This is a genomic window from Streptomyces sp. NPDC060049 (assembly GCF_042736715.1).
GTDB lineage: Bacteria > Actinomycetota > Actinomycetes > Streptomycetales > Streptomycetaceae > Streptomyces.
In genome coordinates this window covers 251,389-266,648 of the sequence record NZ_JBHWVV010000010.1, presented here as the reverse complement: position 1 = coordinate 266,648, position 15,260 = coordinate 251,389, and the positions used below count along the sequence as shown (strand labels likewise).

Annotated in this window: 14 protein-coding genes and 1 other RNA gene; 7 read left to right on the top strand and 8 right to left on the bottom strand. The window is 73.6% G+C overall.

All coding sequences use genetic code 11. The features are described 5' to 3' along the window. The first annotated feature begins 195 nt into the window (after positions 1-195). From ACFWBY_RS20880 to ACFWBY_RS20870, 3 genes are read left to right on the top strand one after another with little or no spacing between them, the layout of a single operon-like run. Positions 196-1,056 (top strand): Nif3-like dinuclear metal center hexameric protein, encoded by an 861-nt coding sequence (locus ACFWBY_RS20880; protein ID WP_385339300.1) that lies wholly within the window; start codon positions 196-198, stop codon positions 1,054-1,056. Beyond that, positions 1,053-1,796 carry a zinc ribbon domain-containing protein gene (locus ACFWBY_RS20875; protein WP_385339368.1) on the top strand — a complete coding sequence of 248 codons (744 nt, stop codon included), beginning with the start codon at positions 1,053-1,055 and terminating at the stop codon, positions 1,794-1,796. The genes ACFWBY_RS20880 and ACFWBY_RS20875 overlap by 4 nt, the downstream gene beginning before the upstream one ends. Next, positions 1,796-3,169, top strand: coding sequence for a bifunctional RNase H/acid phosphatase (locus tag ACFWBY_RS20870; RefSeq protein ID WP_385339303.1), 1,374 nt, complete (start codon positions 1,796-1,798; stop codon positions 3,167-3,169). Before ACFWBY_RS20875 ends, ACFWBY_RS20870 begins: the two co-directional genes overlap by 1 nt. A 90-nt stretch (positions 3,170-3,259) precedes the next feature. Here ACFWBY_RS20870 and rnpB read toward each other — a convergent pair. Continuing rightward, an RNA gene (gene rnpB, locus ACFWBY_RS20865) (RNase P RNA component class A) lies at positions 3,260-3,661 on the bottom strand. Between the two features lie 130 nt (positions 3,662-3,791). Beyond that, positions 3,792-5,237, bottom strand: coding sequence for an RNB domain-containing ribonuclease (locus ACFWBY_RS20860; RefSeq protein WP_385339306.1), 1,446 nt, complete (start codon positions 5,235-5,237; stop codon positions 3,792-3,794). Positions 5,238-5,343: 106 nt separating this feature from the next. Here ACFWBY_RS20860 and yaaA point away from each other — a divergent pair, with 106 nt between their 5' ends. After that, positions 5,344-6,144 carry a peroxide stress protein YaaA gene (gene yaaA / locus ACFWBY_RS20855; RefSeq protein WP_385339309.1) on the top strand — a complete coding sequence of 267 codons (801 nt, stop codon included), beginning with the start codon at positions 5,344-5,346 and terminating at the stop codon, positions 6,142-6,144. Positions 6,145-6,230: 86 nt separating this feature from the next. Here yaaA and ACFWBY_RS20850 read toward each other — a convergent pair whose 3' ends face one another. After that, entirely contained in the window at positions 6,231-6,980 is a 750-nt protein-coding gene (locus tag ACFWBY_RS20850) for a bifunctional DNA primase/polymerase (RefSeq protein WP_385339313.1), read from the bottom strand. A 201-nt stretch (positions 6,981-7,181) separates the two neighbouring features. After that, on the bottom strand, positions 7,182-7,820 hold the full coding sequence (locus ACFWBY_RS20845; protein WP_385339316.1) for a TetR/AcrR family transcriptional regulator: 639 nt from the start codon (positions 7,818-7,820) through the stop codon (positions 7,182-7,184). 124 nt (positions 7,821-7,944) lie between these two features. Here ACFWBY_RS20845 and ddaH point away from each other — a divergent pair, with 124 nt between their 5' ends. Continuing rightward, entirely contained in the window at positions 7,945-8,754 is an 810-nt protein-coding gene (gene ddaH / locus ACFWBY_RS20840; protein ID WP_385409681.1) for a dimethylargininase, read from the top strand. Between the two features lie 36 nt (positions 8,755-8,790). On the opposite strand, the gene ACFWBY_RS20835 is transcribed toward ddaH, so the two are convergent. Both ACFWBY_RS20835 and ACFWBY_RS20830 read right to left on the bottom strand, forming a co-directional pair. Beyond that, positions 8,791-9,810, bottom strand: a complete 1,020-nt coding sequence (locus ACFWBY_RS20835; protein WP_385339318.1) for a small ribosomal subunit Rsm22 family protein — start codon at positions 9,808-9,810, stop codon at positions 8,791-8,793. A gap of 93 nt (positions 9,811-9,903) precedes the next feature. Further along, the gene (locus ACFWBY_RS20830; RefSeq protein WP_385339321.1) at positions 9,904-11,202 is read right to left on the bottom strand and encodes a Bcr/CflA family multidrug efflux MFS transporter; all 1,299 of its coding nucleotides are present in this window, start codon (positions 11,200-11,202) and stop codon (positions 9,904-9,906) included. 107 nt (positions 11,203-11,309) lie between these two features. Here ACFWBY_RS20830 and ACFWBY_RS20825 point away from each other — a divergent pair, with 107 nt between their 5' ends. Beyond that, the gene (locus tag ACFWBY_RS20825) at positions 11,310-12,080 is read left to right on the top strand and encodes an SDR family oxidoreductase (protein ID WP_385339324.1); all 771 of its coding nucleotides are present in this window, start codon (positions 11,310-11,312) and stop codon (positions 12,078-12,080) included. Between the two features lie 58 nt (positions 12,081-12,138). Next, positions 12,139-12,999, top strand: a complete 861-nt coding sequence (locus ACFWBY_RS20820) for a PhzF family phenazine biosynthesis protein (RefSeq protein ID WP_385339326.1) — start codon at positions 12,139-12,141, stop codon at positions 12,997-12,999. An 83-nt stretch (positions 13,000-13,082) separates the two neighbouring features. On the opposite strand, the gene efeU is transcribed toward ACFWBY_RS20820, so the two are convergent. Then, complete coding sequence (gene efeU, locus ACFWBY_RS20815; protein WP_385339328.1) at positions 13,083-13,925, bottom strand: iron uptake transporter permease EfeU; 843 nt, start codon at positions 13,923-13,925, stop codon at positions 13,083-13,085. Between the two features lie 18 nt (positions 13,926-13,943). Next, positions 13,944-15,260, bottom strand: a complete 1,317-nt coding sequence (gene efeB, locus ACFWBY_RS20810; RefSeq protein ID WP_385339331.1) for an iron uptake transporter deferrochelatase/peroxidase subunit — start codon at positions 15,258-15,260, stop codon at positions 13,944-13,946.

Genomic DNA, 15,260 nt, shown 5'->3' with positions numbered 1-15,260 from the left:
GTTTGGGGTGAGGTGTAAATCAGGGGCACCCCGCGCCCGTTACCGACGAACCGTTTCAGCTCCGGGTCCCCGACGGCCTGCGCGGCCCGCCCCCGAGGTGGCCGACCGGGACGTCGCGGCCGGGCGCGCGCTCCCGCCCCGGATCCGCCGGGCTCGAAGCGTTGGGCCGGTCGATACGGACGGTAGCCTTGACCCGTGCCCCGTCTCTCTGAAGTCATCGCCGCGCTGGACGCTCTCTGGCCCCCCTCGCGGGCCGAGCAGTGGGATGCCGTCGGCACCGTCTGCGGAGACCCCGACGCCGAGGTCTCCCGGGTCCTCTTCGCCGTCGACCCCGTCCAGGAGATCGTCGACGAGGCGGTGAAGCTGGGTGCCGACCTGGTCGTCACCCACCACCCCCTCTACCTGCGCGGCACCACCACCGTCGAGGCGGGCACCTTCAAGGGCCGCGTCGTGCACACGCTGATCAAGAACGACATCGCGCTGCACGTCGCCCACACCAACGCCGACACCGCCGACCCGGGCGTCTCCGACGCCCTCGCCGGCGCGCTCGACCTGCGCGTCACGGGCCCGCTCGTGCCCGACCCGACCGATCCCACGGGCCGCCGCGGCCTCGGCCGGATCTGCGAGCTCGACCACCCCGAGACGCTGCGCGAGTTCGCCGCCCGGGCCGCCGCGCGCCTGCCGCGGACCGCGCAGGGCATCCGCGTGGCCGGCGACCCCGATGCGAGGATCCGCACCGTCGCCGTCAGCGGCGGCTCCGGCGACAGCCTCTTCGCGCAGGTCCGCGCCGCCGGCGTCGACGCCTACCTCACCGCCGACCTGCGCCACCACCCGGTCTCCGAGGCCCGCGAGCAGAGCCCGCTCGCCCTCGTCGACGCCGCCCACTGGGCCACCGAGTGGCCCTGGTGCGAGCAGGCCGCGGCCCAGCTCGACGCCGTCTCCGAGCGCCACGGCTGGGGTCTGCGCACCCACGTCTCGCGCACGGTCACCGACCCGTGGACGGCGCACGCGCCGTCCGTCACACCCCCTTCTAGTACCTCTGGAGCCCCCAACTGAACGCCGAGCCCGCCGACCAGATCCGACTTCTCGACGTCCAGGCCCTGGACGTGCGGCTGTCTCAGCTCGCCCACAAGCGCAAGTCGCTGCCCGAGCACGCCGAGGTCGACTCCCTGACCAAGGACCTCACCCAGCAGCGCGACTTCCTCGTCGCCGCCCAGACGCAGGCGAGCGACGCCGCCCGCGAGCAGACCAAGGCCGAGCAGGACGTGGACCAGGTGCGCCAGCGCGCGGCCCGCGACCAGGCGCGCCTGGACTCGGGCGTCGGCATCTCCGCACGCGACCTGGCCAACCTGCAGAGCGAGGTCGTCTCCCTCGCCAAGCGGCAGGGCGACCTGGAGGACGTCGTCCTCGAGGTCATGGAGCGCCTGGAGGGCGCGCAGGAGCGCGTCACCGAGCTGACCGACCGGGTCGCCGCCCTGGAGGCCAAGCTGATCGACGCCACCGCGCGCCGTGACGCCGCCACCGGCGAGATCGACGCCGAGGTCGCCGGCATCGAGAAGGACCGCGAGGTCATCGTCACCGCCATGCCGGCCGCGCTGATCGCCCTGTACGAGAAGATCCGCGTGAAGCAGGGCGGCGTCGGCGCCGCCCGCCTGTCCCAGCGCCGCTGCGAGGGCTGCCGCCTGGAGCTCGACCTCGCCGAGGTCAACGAGATCAAGGCCGCCGCCCGCGACCAGATCGTCCGTCACGAGAGCTGCGGCCGCATCCTGGTCCGTACGGCCGACTCGGGCATCTGATGCCGCGGTTCGTCGTGGAAGCCGACGGCGGCTCCCGGGGCAACCCGGGGCCCGCCGGCTACGGCTCCGTCGTCCTCGACCCGGTGACGGGCGAGACACTGGCCGAGCGCGCCGAGTACATCGGTGTCGCGACGAACAACGTGGCCGAGTACAAGGGCCTCATCGCCGGCCTGCGGGCCGCCCGCGAACTGGACCCGGACGCGGTGGTCCTCGTACGCATGGACTCCAAGCTCGTCGTCGAGCAGATGTCGGGCCGCTGGAAGATCAAGCACCCGGACATGAAGCCGCTCGCGGCGCTGGCGGCGACCATCCTGCCGCGCGCGCAGGTGACGTACGAGTGGATCCCGCGCGAGCGGAACAAGCACGCGGACCGGCTCGCGAACGAGGCGATGGACGCGGGCAAGCGAGGCGCCCAGTGGGAGCCCTCGCACTCCTCGGCCGCCCTGGACGCCTCGGCGGCGCGCACCACGGCGACCCCGCCGGGCCCTCCGGGGGACGCGGTGAAGGGGGCTGCGGCGGTACGCGCCGCCCTCGCCTCCGGCAGTGGTACGCGGGCCCGCGCGGCCGTGGCCGCCGCCGCCCCCGCCGCACCGGCCGGGGCCGACACCCTCTTCGCGGACCCGGCGGACCCGGCGGACCCGGCTGGGCCGGACACGGCTGGTACGGCCGTGCCCGCCGCCCTTGCACCGGCCGGCCCCGCGGCCGTCCCGGCCCCGGCCGCACCCACCGTCGGCTGGGGCCCCGACATGGGCACCCCGGCGACCTTCGTGCTGCTGCGCCACGGAGAGACCGCGCTCACGCCGCAGAAGCGCTTCTCCGGCAGCGGCGGCAGCGACCCGGAACTGTCCCCGGCCGGCCGCCGCCAGGCCGCCGCCGTCGCGGAGTCGCTGGCCGCGCGCGGCACCGTCCAGACGGTGATCAGCTCCCCGCTGCTGCGCTGCCGGGAGACCGCGCAAGCCGTCGCCGACCGGCTCGGGCTCACCGTCACCGTCGAGGAGGGGCTGCGCGAGGTCGACTTCGGCGCGTGGGAGGGGATGACCTTCGGCGAGGTGCGCGAGCGCTACCCCGACGACCTGCAGGCGTGGCTGGACTCCCCGAAGGCCGCCCCCACGGGCGGCGGCGAGAGCTTCGCATCGGCCACCCGCCGCGTCGCCGCGACCCGAGACCGGCTGCTGGCCGCGCACGCGGGCCGCACGGTGCTCCTGGTCTCGCACGTGACGCCGGTCAAGATCCTGGTCCGGCTCGCGCTGGGCGCACCGCCGGAGGCGCTGTTCCGCATGGAGCTCTCGGCGGCCTCCCTGTCGGCGGTGGCCTACTACGCGGACGGCAACGCCTCGGTCCGCCTCCTGAACGACACGTCCCACCTGCGCTAGCCAGGAGGCTACGGTCGGCCGCCCTGCGGGCACGGACATGAAAGAACCGCCCGGCCCCGGGGAAGCCCCGGGGCCGGGCGGTCGTGGCGCAGACCGACGCGAGCTGTACGCCGGGTTCTGTCGCCCGACGACCTCGCGGTCGCCGGGGAGACGGCCATCCATCTAGGACCGGCGTTGCCACCGGCCTCGTGCGGTCTACCCGCGAACTCGGGCGAGCAGCCCTCGGACGTTCGCGCAGGGCCGTCCGGAGACGACCCCTCTTGACCTTGCTCCGGGTGGGGTTTACCTAGCCGCCTGAGTCACCTCAGGCGCTGGTGGTCTCTTACACCACCGTTTCACCCTTACCGGGGGCCGAAGCCCCAGGCGGTCTGTTTTCTGTGGCACTGTCCCGCGGGTCACCCCGGGTGGCCGTTAGCCACCACCCTGCTCTGTGGAGCCCGGACGTTCCTCGGCGGGATCCGGGGATCCCGACGCGGCCGTCCGCTTGCGTCGTTCTGCGGTGACCATGCTACCGCCGCCCGCCCGGTGCCTGCGCCGAGGCGTGCACCGCTTCCACGCGGCCGAGCCGCGCGGCCGGTCGCGGCCCAACGGGTGACACCCCTCTTGCGCCCCCACCGCCGGATCAGGCCGGAGCGAAGAGCACCTTCGCCGTCCCCGGGGCCGCCTCCATCAGCCGGACCGTGATCCGGTCGCCGAGCGGCAGGCTCCCCCCGGGCGCGGCCTCGACGCGGCCGACCACCGCCGGGTCCGCCAGGTGGACCGTGCCGACCAGCGGCTCCCGCTCCTTGACGTCGATGACCGTCGCCTCGAAGGTTTCCCCGACGTGGTCCTCGAGCAGCGCGGCCTCCACCAGGTCCACGGCCTCCCGCTCGGCCGAGTTGGCCAGCCGGGTGCCGTCCGCCATCTCCGTCGCCAGAGCGTCCAGCGCGTCCAGCGTCCACTGCGGGGGTTCGGCCCCCGCGGCCGCCGCCACGCACAACTCGCCCGTGTACCGGTCGACGAGCCGGCGCAGCGGGGCGGTGCAGTGTGCGTAAGGGGCCGCGACCGCCGCGTGCAGGAGCGGATCGGGGGCCGCGCCGCCGGTGAAGACCGTGTAGCCGGCGCCCCGCAGCAGGGACGTGCAGTCCTGGAGGAACGCCGCGTGCGCGGGGATGTGCGGATCGAGGGAGCGCACGAGCTCCGCGTACGGGACGTGGTGCGGCCACTCGATGCGCAGGGCCTTCGCAGCCCGGCGCAGCCGCCCGACCGCCCCGTCGGGGGCGCTGGGCAGGGTGCGCAGGATGCCGGTTCCGGCGGAGAGCATCAGTTCGGCCGCGGCCATGCCCGTCATGAGGGAGATCTGCGCGTTCCAGCCGTCGGCCGGGCGCGGGGCCCGGTAGGCCAGGCTGTACGAGCCCCCGTGCTCGATGATCTCCTGCTCGGGCACGTTCAGCGAGATCCCGCCGCGCTCCACCTCCAGCGCCTCGCGCAGCCGGCCGATGACCTCGAGCAGGGCCAGCGGCTCCTCGGCGGTGCCGGTGTCGATGGCCTTCTGGGCGCCGCCGTAGTCGAGTTTGGCCCGGCTGCGCACGAGCGCCCGGCGGACCTCGGTGTGCTCCACCCGCCCCTCCGCGTCCAGGTCGAGGCGCCACAGCAGGGCCGGGCAGGTCTGGTCCGGCAGCAGGCTGGCCGCGCCCTCCGAGAGCACGGCCGGGTGCAGCGGGACCTTCTCGTCGGGGAAGTAGAGGGTGGTGACCCGCCGGTGGGCCTCGGCGTCCAACGCGCCGCCGGGGGTGACGAAGGCGGCGACGTCGGCGATGGCGTAGTGCACCCGGTATCCGCCGGAGGCACGCCTCGCCAGATGCATGGCCTGGTCCAGGTCGCGCGAGGCCGGCGGATCGATGGTGAACAGGGGAATGCCGGTGGCGTCGAAGTCCGGCAGGAGCGGATGCGTGACCGCCCGCTGCGCTTCGGCGAGCACGGGCGCCGGGAACTCCCGGGCCACCCCAAGCTTCGTCCGCAGTTCACGCAGAGCGGCCCGCAGAGCAGCCCCGTCTGCGCCGGTCATGAGCATGTGACGGCGTGGCATGAGCCGAGCCTATGGCCGACGGGCCCGGGCGGCACGGCGAGCCGTCTACCCTGGGCGGGGGCCGCACCCCCGCCGCTGTGCCATGCCCGTCCGAAGGAGAACCACCGTGCTCGTGCTGCTGCCGCCGTCCGAAGGAAAGGCCGCCGGCGGCTCCGGCGCACCGCTGAAGCCGGAGTCGCTGTCGCTGCCGGGGCTGGGTGCGGCGCGGGCGGCGGTGCTGGAGGAGCTCGTCGAGCTGTGCGGGGGCGACGAGCTGAAGGCGCGGGACGTCCTGGGCCTGAGCGAGGGCCTGCGGGGCGAGGTCGCCAAGAACGCGGAGCTGCTGTCGGCGGTCGCCCGCCCGGCCGGGGAGATCTACACGGGTGTCCTCTACGACGCGCTCGGCCTGTCGACCCTGCCCCCGGCGGCGGTGTCCCTCGCCTCCGAATCCCTGCTGGTCTTCTCCGGGTTGTGGGGAGCGGTCCGGATCACCGACCGCATCCCCTCCTACCGGTGCTCGATGGGCGTGAAGCTGCCGGGGCTGGGTGCGCTGGGCGCGTTCTGGCGCGAGCCGATGGCGCGGGTCATGCCGGAGGCGGCGGGGGAGGGCCTGGTCCTGGACCTGCGCTCCTCGGCGTACGGCTCCGCGTGGAAGCCGAAGGGCGAGGTCGCGGGACGTACGGCCACGGTGCGGGTGCTGCATTCGCAGAGGGTGGACGGGGTGGAGAAGCGGTCGGTGGTGAGCCACTTCAACAAGGCGACCAAGGGCCGCCTGGTCCGCGACCTGCTGGTGGCGGGCGCGGTCCCCGCCTCTCCGTCGGACCTGGTCACGACCTTGCGGGAGCTGGGCTTCACGGTGGAGGCCGAGGCCCCCGCGAAGCCGGGCAAGCCGTGGTCCCTCGACGTGGTCGTGACCCGGATCCACTGACGCCGTCCGTCCGGCGGGGGCTGGAAGACCCAGCCCCGGCCGGCGTTCGGGGAGCGTACTCGGCCGACGAGATCCAAAGGGACGGCTCAGCGGCCCAGCGGCCAGGCCACCGAGGCGGGGACGTGCTCCGAGGCGCCCGCGTACGTCGCGCACGCGTCCGTCAGGGTCTCCAGCAGCGTGAGCGGGTCGGGGAGGCCGTGCTCCAGCCCCCGCAGCCAGGTCACCGCCAGATCCCCCGGCAGGGCCGCCGGGGGGACGAGGACGTAGCTGCCGCGGCAGTGCCACCGCAGGCCCGGGTGTTCGTCCATCGTCTCGGGGTGGCAGTCCAGTTCGCAGGGCCACCACTCGTCCTCGTCCTCGGGCGTCCCGCGGGTCGCCGTGAAGAAGAGCATCCGGGCCTGGTCCCCCGTCCCGCCCGACTCCGCGACCGGCCCGACCTCGATCCCGGCGGCCAGCAGGCGTTCCAGCGCGCTGCGGCCGGCCTCGAGCGGGACGTCCAGTACGTCGTGGACCATGCCCGTCGCGGTGATGAAGTTGGCCGCGGGCTGGTTGCGTGCCCAGCGCTCGATCTGCGCGCGGTCGGTGGTCGACTGGGTCTGCCAGGCGAAGGAGAGGGGGTGTCGTGCGGGCGTCGGACAGCCGACCCGGTCGCACGAACACCGGTAGCCCGCGGGATGTGCGGCGGGGGACAAGGGCAGACCGGCCGCGGCCGCGGCCAGCAGCAGGGCCTCGCGTTCTCGTCCGGGGTCCTCGGCGTCGGGTTTCGGCTTGCGGCGCAGCCACTGCGAAATCCTGCTCTGCTCGCCGCGTTTGACGCGGCCAGACTCAGACCCCATCTATCCCCTATCCTCACCGTTGCCCCGGCAGACCCTCACATGGTCCCACCATCCTGGGCGCCGGGTGACCGCACCCCCGAACCGGGGGCCCTCAAAACCGCAGAATTCGGCCATGTGTTCTCGGCCATAAAGCGGCCATGGCCTCTCCCGCCCCGGCCGCCGGCCCCCTCCCTCGCCCGTCCGGGCCGCCGCGGGCCGTGCTCACGTCCCCGCGCCGACCCCGCCCAGCACCGAGTCCACCAGCGCGTCCGCATACGCGTGCGTGAGCGGCGCCGTGCGCAGCAGCCACCGGTACGTCAGCGGTCCGACCAGCATCTCCACGATCAGCCGCAGGTCCGCGTCCGGTGCGAGCTGCCCGGCCTCACGGGCCGCCCGCAACCGCTCCTCGTACAGCGCGATCTGGGGCTCCAGCAGCTGTTCGGTGAAACGGGCGCCCAGCTCCGGGTCGGTGGCGCCGGCCGCCGTCAGGGCGCGCGCGGGCGCCGCGTACCTCTCGTCCGTGAACTCGTCCACCGTCGCCCGCAGTACGGACTTCAGGTCGGCGGCCAGGTCCCCGGTTTCGGGGAAGCGGGTCCCGTCCGAGTCGGAATCGGAGCCGGCGTCACCGGCCAGCGCGAGCGAGGCGTCCAGCAGCACCGCCGCTTTGGAGGGCCACCAGCGGTAGATCGTCTGCTTTCCGACCCCGGCGCGGGCCGCGATGGCCTCGATGGTCAGCTTGTTGTAGCCGACCTCCCCGACCAGAGCGAGCGCGGCGTCGAGGATGGCCCGCCGGGAGCGGTCGCTGCGGCGCGCCGCATCGGGAGGCCGGGGGGAGGTGCTGGGCTTCGGACTGGCGCTCATTTCGGCAATTTATCAACCCGGCACCCCGCGTCTTTCAGCCGTTCCGAAAACCACCCGATCAGTCCACTGCGCCGTTTCCTCCGAGGAGGGACGATTCTCTCCTCATCACCGTGAGGAGCCCGCGTTGCGTAGAGACGCCACACCCCGGCGCTACCTGATGTGCCCGCCCACGCACTTCAAGGTCACGTACTCCATCAACCCGTGGATGGATCCCGCGAAACCCGTGGACCTGCCGCTGGCCCAGGCCCAGTGGGAGGACCTGCGGGACCGCTACGTGGCCCTCGGCCACACCGTCGAGACCCTCGTCCCCGACAGCGCGCTGCCCGACATGGTCTTCGCGGCGAACGGCGCCCTCGTCGTGGACGGCCGGGTGATGGGCGCGCGGTTCGCCCATCCGGAACGGGCCGCGGAGGCCGAGATCCATCGGGACTGGTTCCGGAACAACGGCTTCCAGGACGTCCACGACCCGTCCCACGTCAACGAGGGCGAAGGCGACTTCGCCGTCACCGCCACCTACATCCTGGCCGGCCGGGGCTTCCGCTCCAGCCCGCTCTCGCACGACGAGGCCCAGGAGTTCTTCGGCCGGCCGGTCATCGGCCTGGACCTGGTGGACCCGCTCTTCTACCACCTGGACACCGCGCTGTGCGTGCTCGACGGCGACGAGATCATGTACTACCCGCCCGCCTTCTCCGAGGGCAGCCGGGCGGTGCTGCGCCGGCTCTTCCCGGACGCGCTGATCGCGGGGCCGCGGGACGCGGAGGCGCTCGGGCTCAACGCCGTGTCCGACGGCCGCCACGTCCTGCTCCCGCAGGCCGCCACCGGACTCCTCGAACCCCTGCGGGCGCGGGGGTTCGAGCCGGTCCCGATGGATCTGGGGGAGCTGCTCAAGGGCGGCGGCAGCGTGAAGTGCTGCACGCAGGAGCTGCGGGCCTAGGCCCCGCCGGGCCCCGCCGGGACCCGGGACCCCGGCTCAGGCCTCCCGCGGCGGCGGCCACTCCCGGCCCCAGTCGGTGTCCCGCGCCGCCTTGTACAGGTCACCGTGGCGCTTGGTCACGTTGACCCGGGTCAGGCCCTCGCTCTCCGGGCCGCACAGCTCCAGCAGGACGAGCCCCTTCCGGATCTGCGGCCTCCGCGTGATCCGGGAGGCGGCCGGTTCCACCGGGAAGCGGGTCGCGGCCACATAGCTGAACTTCTCGTCCTCGTACGCGAGGGAGCCGCCCTTGACCTGCCGGTGCAGGGAGGAGCGGCTGACCCGCGCCGAGAAGTGGCACCAGTCCTGCCCGACCTCGATCGGGCAGGTCCCGTCGTGCGGGCACGGCGCCGCGACCCGCAGGCCGGCCTCGATCAGCTGCTCGCGGGCCTCGCGGACGCGCAGGTAGCCCTCCGGTGTGCCCGGCTCGATCAGGACCACGGCCCGGCCGGCCCGCGCCGCCTCGGCGACGACCGCCCGGCGGGCCTCCGGGGTCAGTTCGCCCAGCACGTACGACACCGTCACGAGGTCGGCGTCGGGGATCGTCATCCCGGTGCCGATGACCGCCCGGCGCCACTCGGCGGCCCGCAGCGCGGGCGAGGCGGAAGCCGCCGCCAACTCCTTGCCGAGGACCAGGGCCGGGTCCGCCCAGTCCAGCACCGTGGTCCCGCGCGGCCCGTCCCAGGTGGCGTCCACCGCCCACGTCGCGGCCCCGGTCCCGCCGCCGACGTCCACGTGCGTGCCCGGGGACCACTGCGGCGCCGCCTCGGCGAGGCCTTCCAGGGCGACCCGTACGGCCTCGAAGGTGGCGGGCATCCGGTAGGCCGCGTACGCCGCCACGTCCGAGCGGTCCCGCAGCACGGGAACGTCGGTCGGGGTCTGCCCGCGGTAGTTGGAGATCAGCCGTTCCACCGCGGCCGCGGCCTGCTTCTGCGGGAGCCCGTCGAGCAGCCCGCCGAGGGCGGCGCGCAGGGTCGCGGCGGTGGTGGGGACGGAGGCGGGGACGGAGGAGGCGTTCACCCACGAAGTTTACGGCGCCCCGCGCGCCCGCCCGCCGCTACGGTCCGAACGGTGCGGACGGCCCGCCCGCGCCTTGCGCTGACGACGGCCCGCTCACGCCGCCTGCGCCTCCGGCTTGCGCCAGGGCCGGCACAGCGCCACGAAGCAGCCGACCGCCAGCAGCGAGCACGTCAGCTGCACCAGTGCCATCGGCACCGCCGTGTCCTCGCCGGCGATCCCGACCAGCGGCGAGGCGACCGCCCCGACCAGGAAGGACGAGGTACCCAGCAGCGCGGAGGCGGAGCCGGCCGCGTGCGGGGCGCGCATCAGGGCCAGCGCGTTGGTGTTCGGCAGCACCAGGCCCATCGCTGACATCAGGACGAAGAGCCCCGCGCAGACCGGCAGGAGCCCGACCTCGCCGAACGCCCCGGCCGACATGAGCAGCAGGGCCACCGAGGCGGCCGTGATGACCGCGAGCCCGGCCGCCAGGACCTTGTCCATGCTGACCCGGCCGATCAGCAGCTTGCCGTTGACCTGGCCCACCGCGATCAGGCCGACGGAGTTGACGCCGAACAGCAGGCTGAAGGTCTGCGGCGAAGCACCGTAGATCTCCTGCACGACGAAGGGCGAGGCGGATATGTAGGAGAAGAGCACCGCGAAGGAGAAGCCGCCGGCCAGGGTGTAGCCCGTGAAGACCCGGTCGGCGAAGAGCCCGCGCATGGTCGCCAGCGCGGCGCCGACCCCGCCGGTCTGGCGGCGTTCGGGCGGCAGCGTCTCGTCGAGCTTGCGCCAGACCGTGAAGGTCAGGACGGCGCCGATGACGGTCAGGACGACGAAGACTCCGCGCCAGTCGGCGAAGCGCAGCACTTGGCCGCCGATGAGCGGGGCGATCACCGGGGCCACACCGGATATGAGCATCAGGGTGGAGAAGAACCGGGCCATCTCGACCCCGTCGTACAGGTCCCGTACGACGGCTCGCGCGATGACGATCGCGGCCGCGCCGGCCAGGCCCTGGAGCAGCCGGAAGCCGATCAGTAGCTCGGCGGTCGGGGCGAAGGCGCAGGTGGCGGTGGCGAGGACGTAGACGACCATGCCGATGAGGAGCGGTGTGCGCCGGCCCCACTTGTCGCTCATCGGGCCGATGACCAGCTGGCCGAGCGCCATGCCGGCGAGGCAGGCGGTGAGGGTGAGTTGGACGGTGGCGGCCGAACTGTTCAGGGCGGTGGTCACCGCCGGCAGGGCCGGCAGGTACATGTCCATGGACAGCGGGGGGAGCGCGGTGAGTCCGCCGAGGACGAAGGTGACGAGCAGCCCGGTCCTGCGGGCGGCCGTCAGGGGAGCGGTGCTGGTGGGGGAGGGGTTCGTGGGCGACGAGTCCTTCGAGGGCGCTGTCGCGGGGCCGCTCTCCGGCATACGGAACTCCAGTCTGTTCGTCTTCTCTTCGCACCCCTGCCGGCCCATGTTCTCAGCAATCGGAACGTCCCGGGGCTGATAGCACATGTGACGTAGCCTGCGGCTCCATGAACGCACGTGTGCAGAAGACCGCCGTAGTGACGGGGGCCGGTTCCGGGATCGGCCGCTCCGTGGCACTCGCCCTCGCCGCCGCCGGATGGTCGGTGGCCGTGGCCGGACGCCGCGTCGAACCGCTGGAGGACACCGCGCGGGCGGCCCGCGCCGCGGGGAACGACGCCGACGTGCTGTGCGTGCGCGCGGACGTGAGCGATCCGGAGGACGTGGCCGCCCTGTTCCGTACCGTCCAGGAGCACTTCGGGCGGCTCGACCTGCTCTTCAACAACGCGGGCACCTTCGGCCCGGCCGGCGTCGCCCTGGAGGACATCACCTACGAGGCCTGGCGCTCGGTGGTCGACGTCAACCTCACCGGGGCGTTCCTCTGCGCGCAGGCCGCCTTCCGGGTGATGAAGGCCCAGGACCCGCAAGGCGGCCGCATCATCAACAACGGATCCATCTCGGCGCACGTGCCGCGCCCGAACTCCATCGCCTACACCGCGACCAAGCACGCCATGACCGGCCTGACGAAGTCCCTGTCGCTGGACGGCCGTCCCTACCGCATCGCCTGCGGCCAGATCGACATCGGCAACGCGGCCACCGAGATGACCGAGCGGATGCAGACCGGGATCCTGCAGGCCAACGGGCAGCTGGCGGTGGAGCCCGTGATGGACGCCGCGGACGTGGCGCGCACCGTGCTGCACATGGCGGAGCTGCCCCTGGGGGCGAACGTCCAGTTCGCGACGGTGATGGCCACCGCGATGCCGTACATCGGCCGCGGCTGATCCCGCCCCGGCCCCGCCGCCCGGGAATGCCGGACCAGCAGCGGAGGTTGAGGTGATCATGACTGACGTGCTGCGCTACACCGCCTTCTCCGACGACCCGGCCGGCGGCAACCCCGCCGGCGTCGTGCTCGACGCGGCCGGCCTCGACGAGGCCGCCATGCTGGAGATCGCCGCCGGACTGGGCTACAGCGAGACGGCCTTCCTCACCGCCCCGCCCGAGGACCTGGGCGGCGAACGGGGCCGGGCCTTCACCGTGCGCTACTTCAGCCCGAAGGCGGAGGTCCCCTTCTGCGGGCACGCCACCGTGGCCACCGCCGTGGCGCTGGGCGAGCGGATCGGCCCGGGCGAGCTGCTCTTCGCGACCCGGGCGGGCACGGTCCCGGTGTCGGTGACCGCAGACGGGACGGGCGGCCTGCGGGCCGTCCTGACCAGCGTCGAGCCGCGCACCGAGGACGTGGATCCGGCCGACCTCGCCGAGGCCCTGGCCGCGCTGGACTGGCGGGCCGCCGACCTGGACCCGCGGTTCCCGGTGCGGATCGCCTACGCCGGCGCCCGCCACCTGGTGCTCGGCGCGGCCACCCGGGCGCGGCTCGCGGACCTCGCGTACGACTTCGAGCGGCTGGAGGCACTGATGCGGCGCCTCGACCTCACCACCGTGCAGCTCGTGTACCGGGCGGGCCCGGCGCAGTTCCACGTACGGGACCCCTTCCCCGTCGGCGGCGTCTTCGAGGACCCGGCGACCGGCGCCGCCGCGGCCGCCTTCGGGGCGTACGCGCGCGAGGCCGGCCTGGTCCCGGCCGACGCCGTCCTCACCCTCCACCAGGGCGAGGACATGGGCCGCCCCGGCCTGCTGACGGTGGAACTGCGCCCGGGCGACCGCCGGGTCCGGGTGGGCGGCGCGGGCACGCGGATCCCGTAGCGGCGGCCCGGCGTACGACGAAGCCGGTACGACGAAGGCCGCGCGGACGGGGCCGCGCGGCCGTCACTCGGGGAACCGGTCCGTCAGGAGCTGCTCGGCTCCCGCTTCGGCTCCGCCGGGGTCCGCTTGACCGGCGACGGGGCCAGGAACAGCGCGAGCACCGGGACCAGGTACAGCGCCCACACCACGACCTGGAGCACGGTCGGGTCCGGCTGGAAGTTGAAGGTGCCCTTCAGCAGGGTCCCGTACCAGCTGTCCGGAGGGATCGTTTCGCTGATGTCGAAGGCCTTGGTGCCCAGACCCGGCACGAAGTCCGCCTCCTGCAGGTCGTGCACGCCGTAGGCGAGCACGCCCGCGGCGACCACGACGAGCATGGCGCCGGTCCACGTGAAGAACTTCGACAGGTTGATCTTCAGCGCGCCGCGGTAGAACAGCCAGCCCAGCAGCACCGACGACCCGATGCCGAGCAGTACGCCGATCAGCGGCCCCGCGCCGTCACCGGCCGCGTGCACCGAGCGCCACACGAACAGCGAGGTCTCCAGGCCCTCCCGGCCGACCGCCAGGAACGCCGTCGCCACCAGGGCGCCGGTGCCCATCGCGAGCGCGGCGTCGAGCTTGCCCTGGAGTTCCGCCTTCAGGTGCCGCGCGGTGCGCTTCATCCAGAAGACCATCCAGGTGACCAGGCCGACCGCGACGATCGACAGGGAGCCGCCGATGGCCTCCTGCGCCTTGAAGGTCAGTTCCTGCGTGCCGAATTCGAGACCCGCGCCGAAGGCCAGCGACAGGGCGGCGGCCAGGCCGACGCCCAGCCACAGCGGCCCCAGCTTGTCCTTGTTGCCCGTCTTCACCAGGTAGGCGATGAGGATGCAGACGACGAGGCTGGCTTCCAGCCCCTCGCGCAGGCCGATCAGATAGTTGCTGAACACTGAGGTTCTCCCCGTCCCTTACGCGAACAGCGTCCGGCCCCACCAGTCGTCCTTGTCGCGGACGCCCGGCGGGACGGCGAAGACGGCCGAACCCACGTGCTGGATGTATTCGTTGAGGACGTCGGACTTCGCCAGCTTGCGCTGGATCGGCACGAAGCCCTTGCGCACGTCGCGCTGGTAGGCGAGGAAGAACAGGCCCGCGTCGAGCCGGCCCAGTCCGTCCGTGCCGTCGGTGAAGGAGTAGCCGCGGCGCAGGATCGTCGCGCCGTCGTTGCTGTCCGGATGGGCGAGGCGGACGTGCGCCTCCGGCTTCATCGCCTTCAGGAACGGCTCGTCGCGCTCCTTGGACTTGCCGACGGGAGCACCCTCGCCCTTGTCGCGGCCGAAGATGTCCTCCTGCTCCCCCAGAGGGGTGCGGTCCCAGGTCTCGATGTTCATCCGGATCCGGCGGGCCACCAGGTACGAGCCACCGGTCAGCCAGTCGCTGCCGTCGCCCGCGCCGACCCACACGTGCTTCTCCAGGGCCGCGGTGTCGGTGCCCGAGATGTTCCGGGTGCCGTCCTTGAAGCCCATCATGTTGCGCGGGGTCTGCGCGTCGGGCGTGGTCGAGGAGGTCTTGCCGAAGCCCAGCTGCGACCAGCGCACCGCCGTCTTGCCGAAGCCGATGCGGGCGAGCTGACGGATGGCGTGCACCGCGACCTGCGGGTCGTCGGCGCACGCCTGGACGCACAGGTCGCCGCCCGAGCGGGCCGGGTCGAGGTTGTCGCCGGGGAAGAGCTCCAGGTCCACCAGGGCGTCGGGGCGCTTGCCCTCCAGCCCGAAGCGGCCCTTGGCGAACAGGCCGGGACCGAAACCGATGGTCAGGGTGAGGCGGGAGGCCTTCAGGCCCAGCGCCTCGCCCGTGTCGTCCGGCGGGGCCTCGGGAAGGCCGCCGAAGCCGCCGTCGCCGACCGGCAGGCCGGCCGTCATCAGCCGGGCCGCCTCGGTCCACTCCTTGAGGAGCGCGATGAGCTCGGCGCGGTCCTTCGTCTTCACGTCGAAGGCCGCGAAGTGCAGGCGGTCCTGTACGGCGCTGGCGATCCCGGCCTGGTGCTCGCCGTGGAACGGCACGGCGGCCCCGGCGGAGGCCGCCGAGACCATGTCCGTCGCCGAGGTGAGGGCCATGGCGGTGCCGCCGGCCGCGGCGGCGCCGAGCGCGAGGCCCGCGCCGCCCCAGCCGAGGACGGCACGGCGCGAGGGCGCGCCCTTGACCTGCTCCTGCTCCTGCGCGGAGTCGGGAGCCGGCCCCGGCTCCCGACCCTGCGCGGGTTCCTGTGCGGACACCGGCTCGCTCAT

Coding starts and splice junctions, on each gene's coding strand:
- ACFWBY_RS20845 (WP_385339316.1), bottom strand. CDS start 7,820: ATGAGCGCCAGTCCGAAGCCCAGCACCTCCCCCCGGCCTCCCGATGCG.
- ACFWBY_RS20850 (WP_385339313.1), bottom strand. CDS start 6,980: ATGGGGTCTGAGTCTGGCCGCGTCAAACGCGGCGAGCAGAGCAGGATT.
- ACFWBY_RS20860 (WP_385339306.1), bottom strand. CDS start 5,237: ATGCCACGCCGTCACATGCTCATGACCGGCGCAGACGGGGCTGCTCTG.
- efeB (WP_385339331.1), bottom strand. CDS start 15,260: ATGAGCGAGCCGGTGTCCGCACAGGAACCCGCGCAGGGTCGGGAGCCG.
- ACFWBY_RS20870 (WP_385339303.1), top strand. CDS start 1,796: ATGCCGCGGTTCGTCGTGGAAGCCGACGGCGGCTCCCGGGGCAACCCG.
- ACFWBY_RS20820 (WP_385339326.1), top strand. CDS start 12,139: ATGACTGACGTGCTGCGCTACACCGCCTTCTCCGACGACCCGGCCGGC.
- ACFWBY_RS20825 (WP_385339324.1), top strand. CDS start 11,310: ATGAACGCACGTGTGCAGAAGACCGCCGTAGTGACGGGGGCCGGTTCC.
- ACFWBY_RS20830 (WP_385339321.1), bottom strand. CDS start 11,202: ATGCCGGAGAGCGGCCCCGCGACAGCGCCCTCGAAGGACTCGTCGCCC.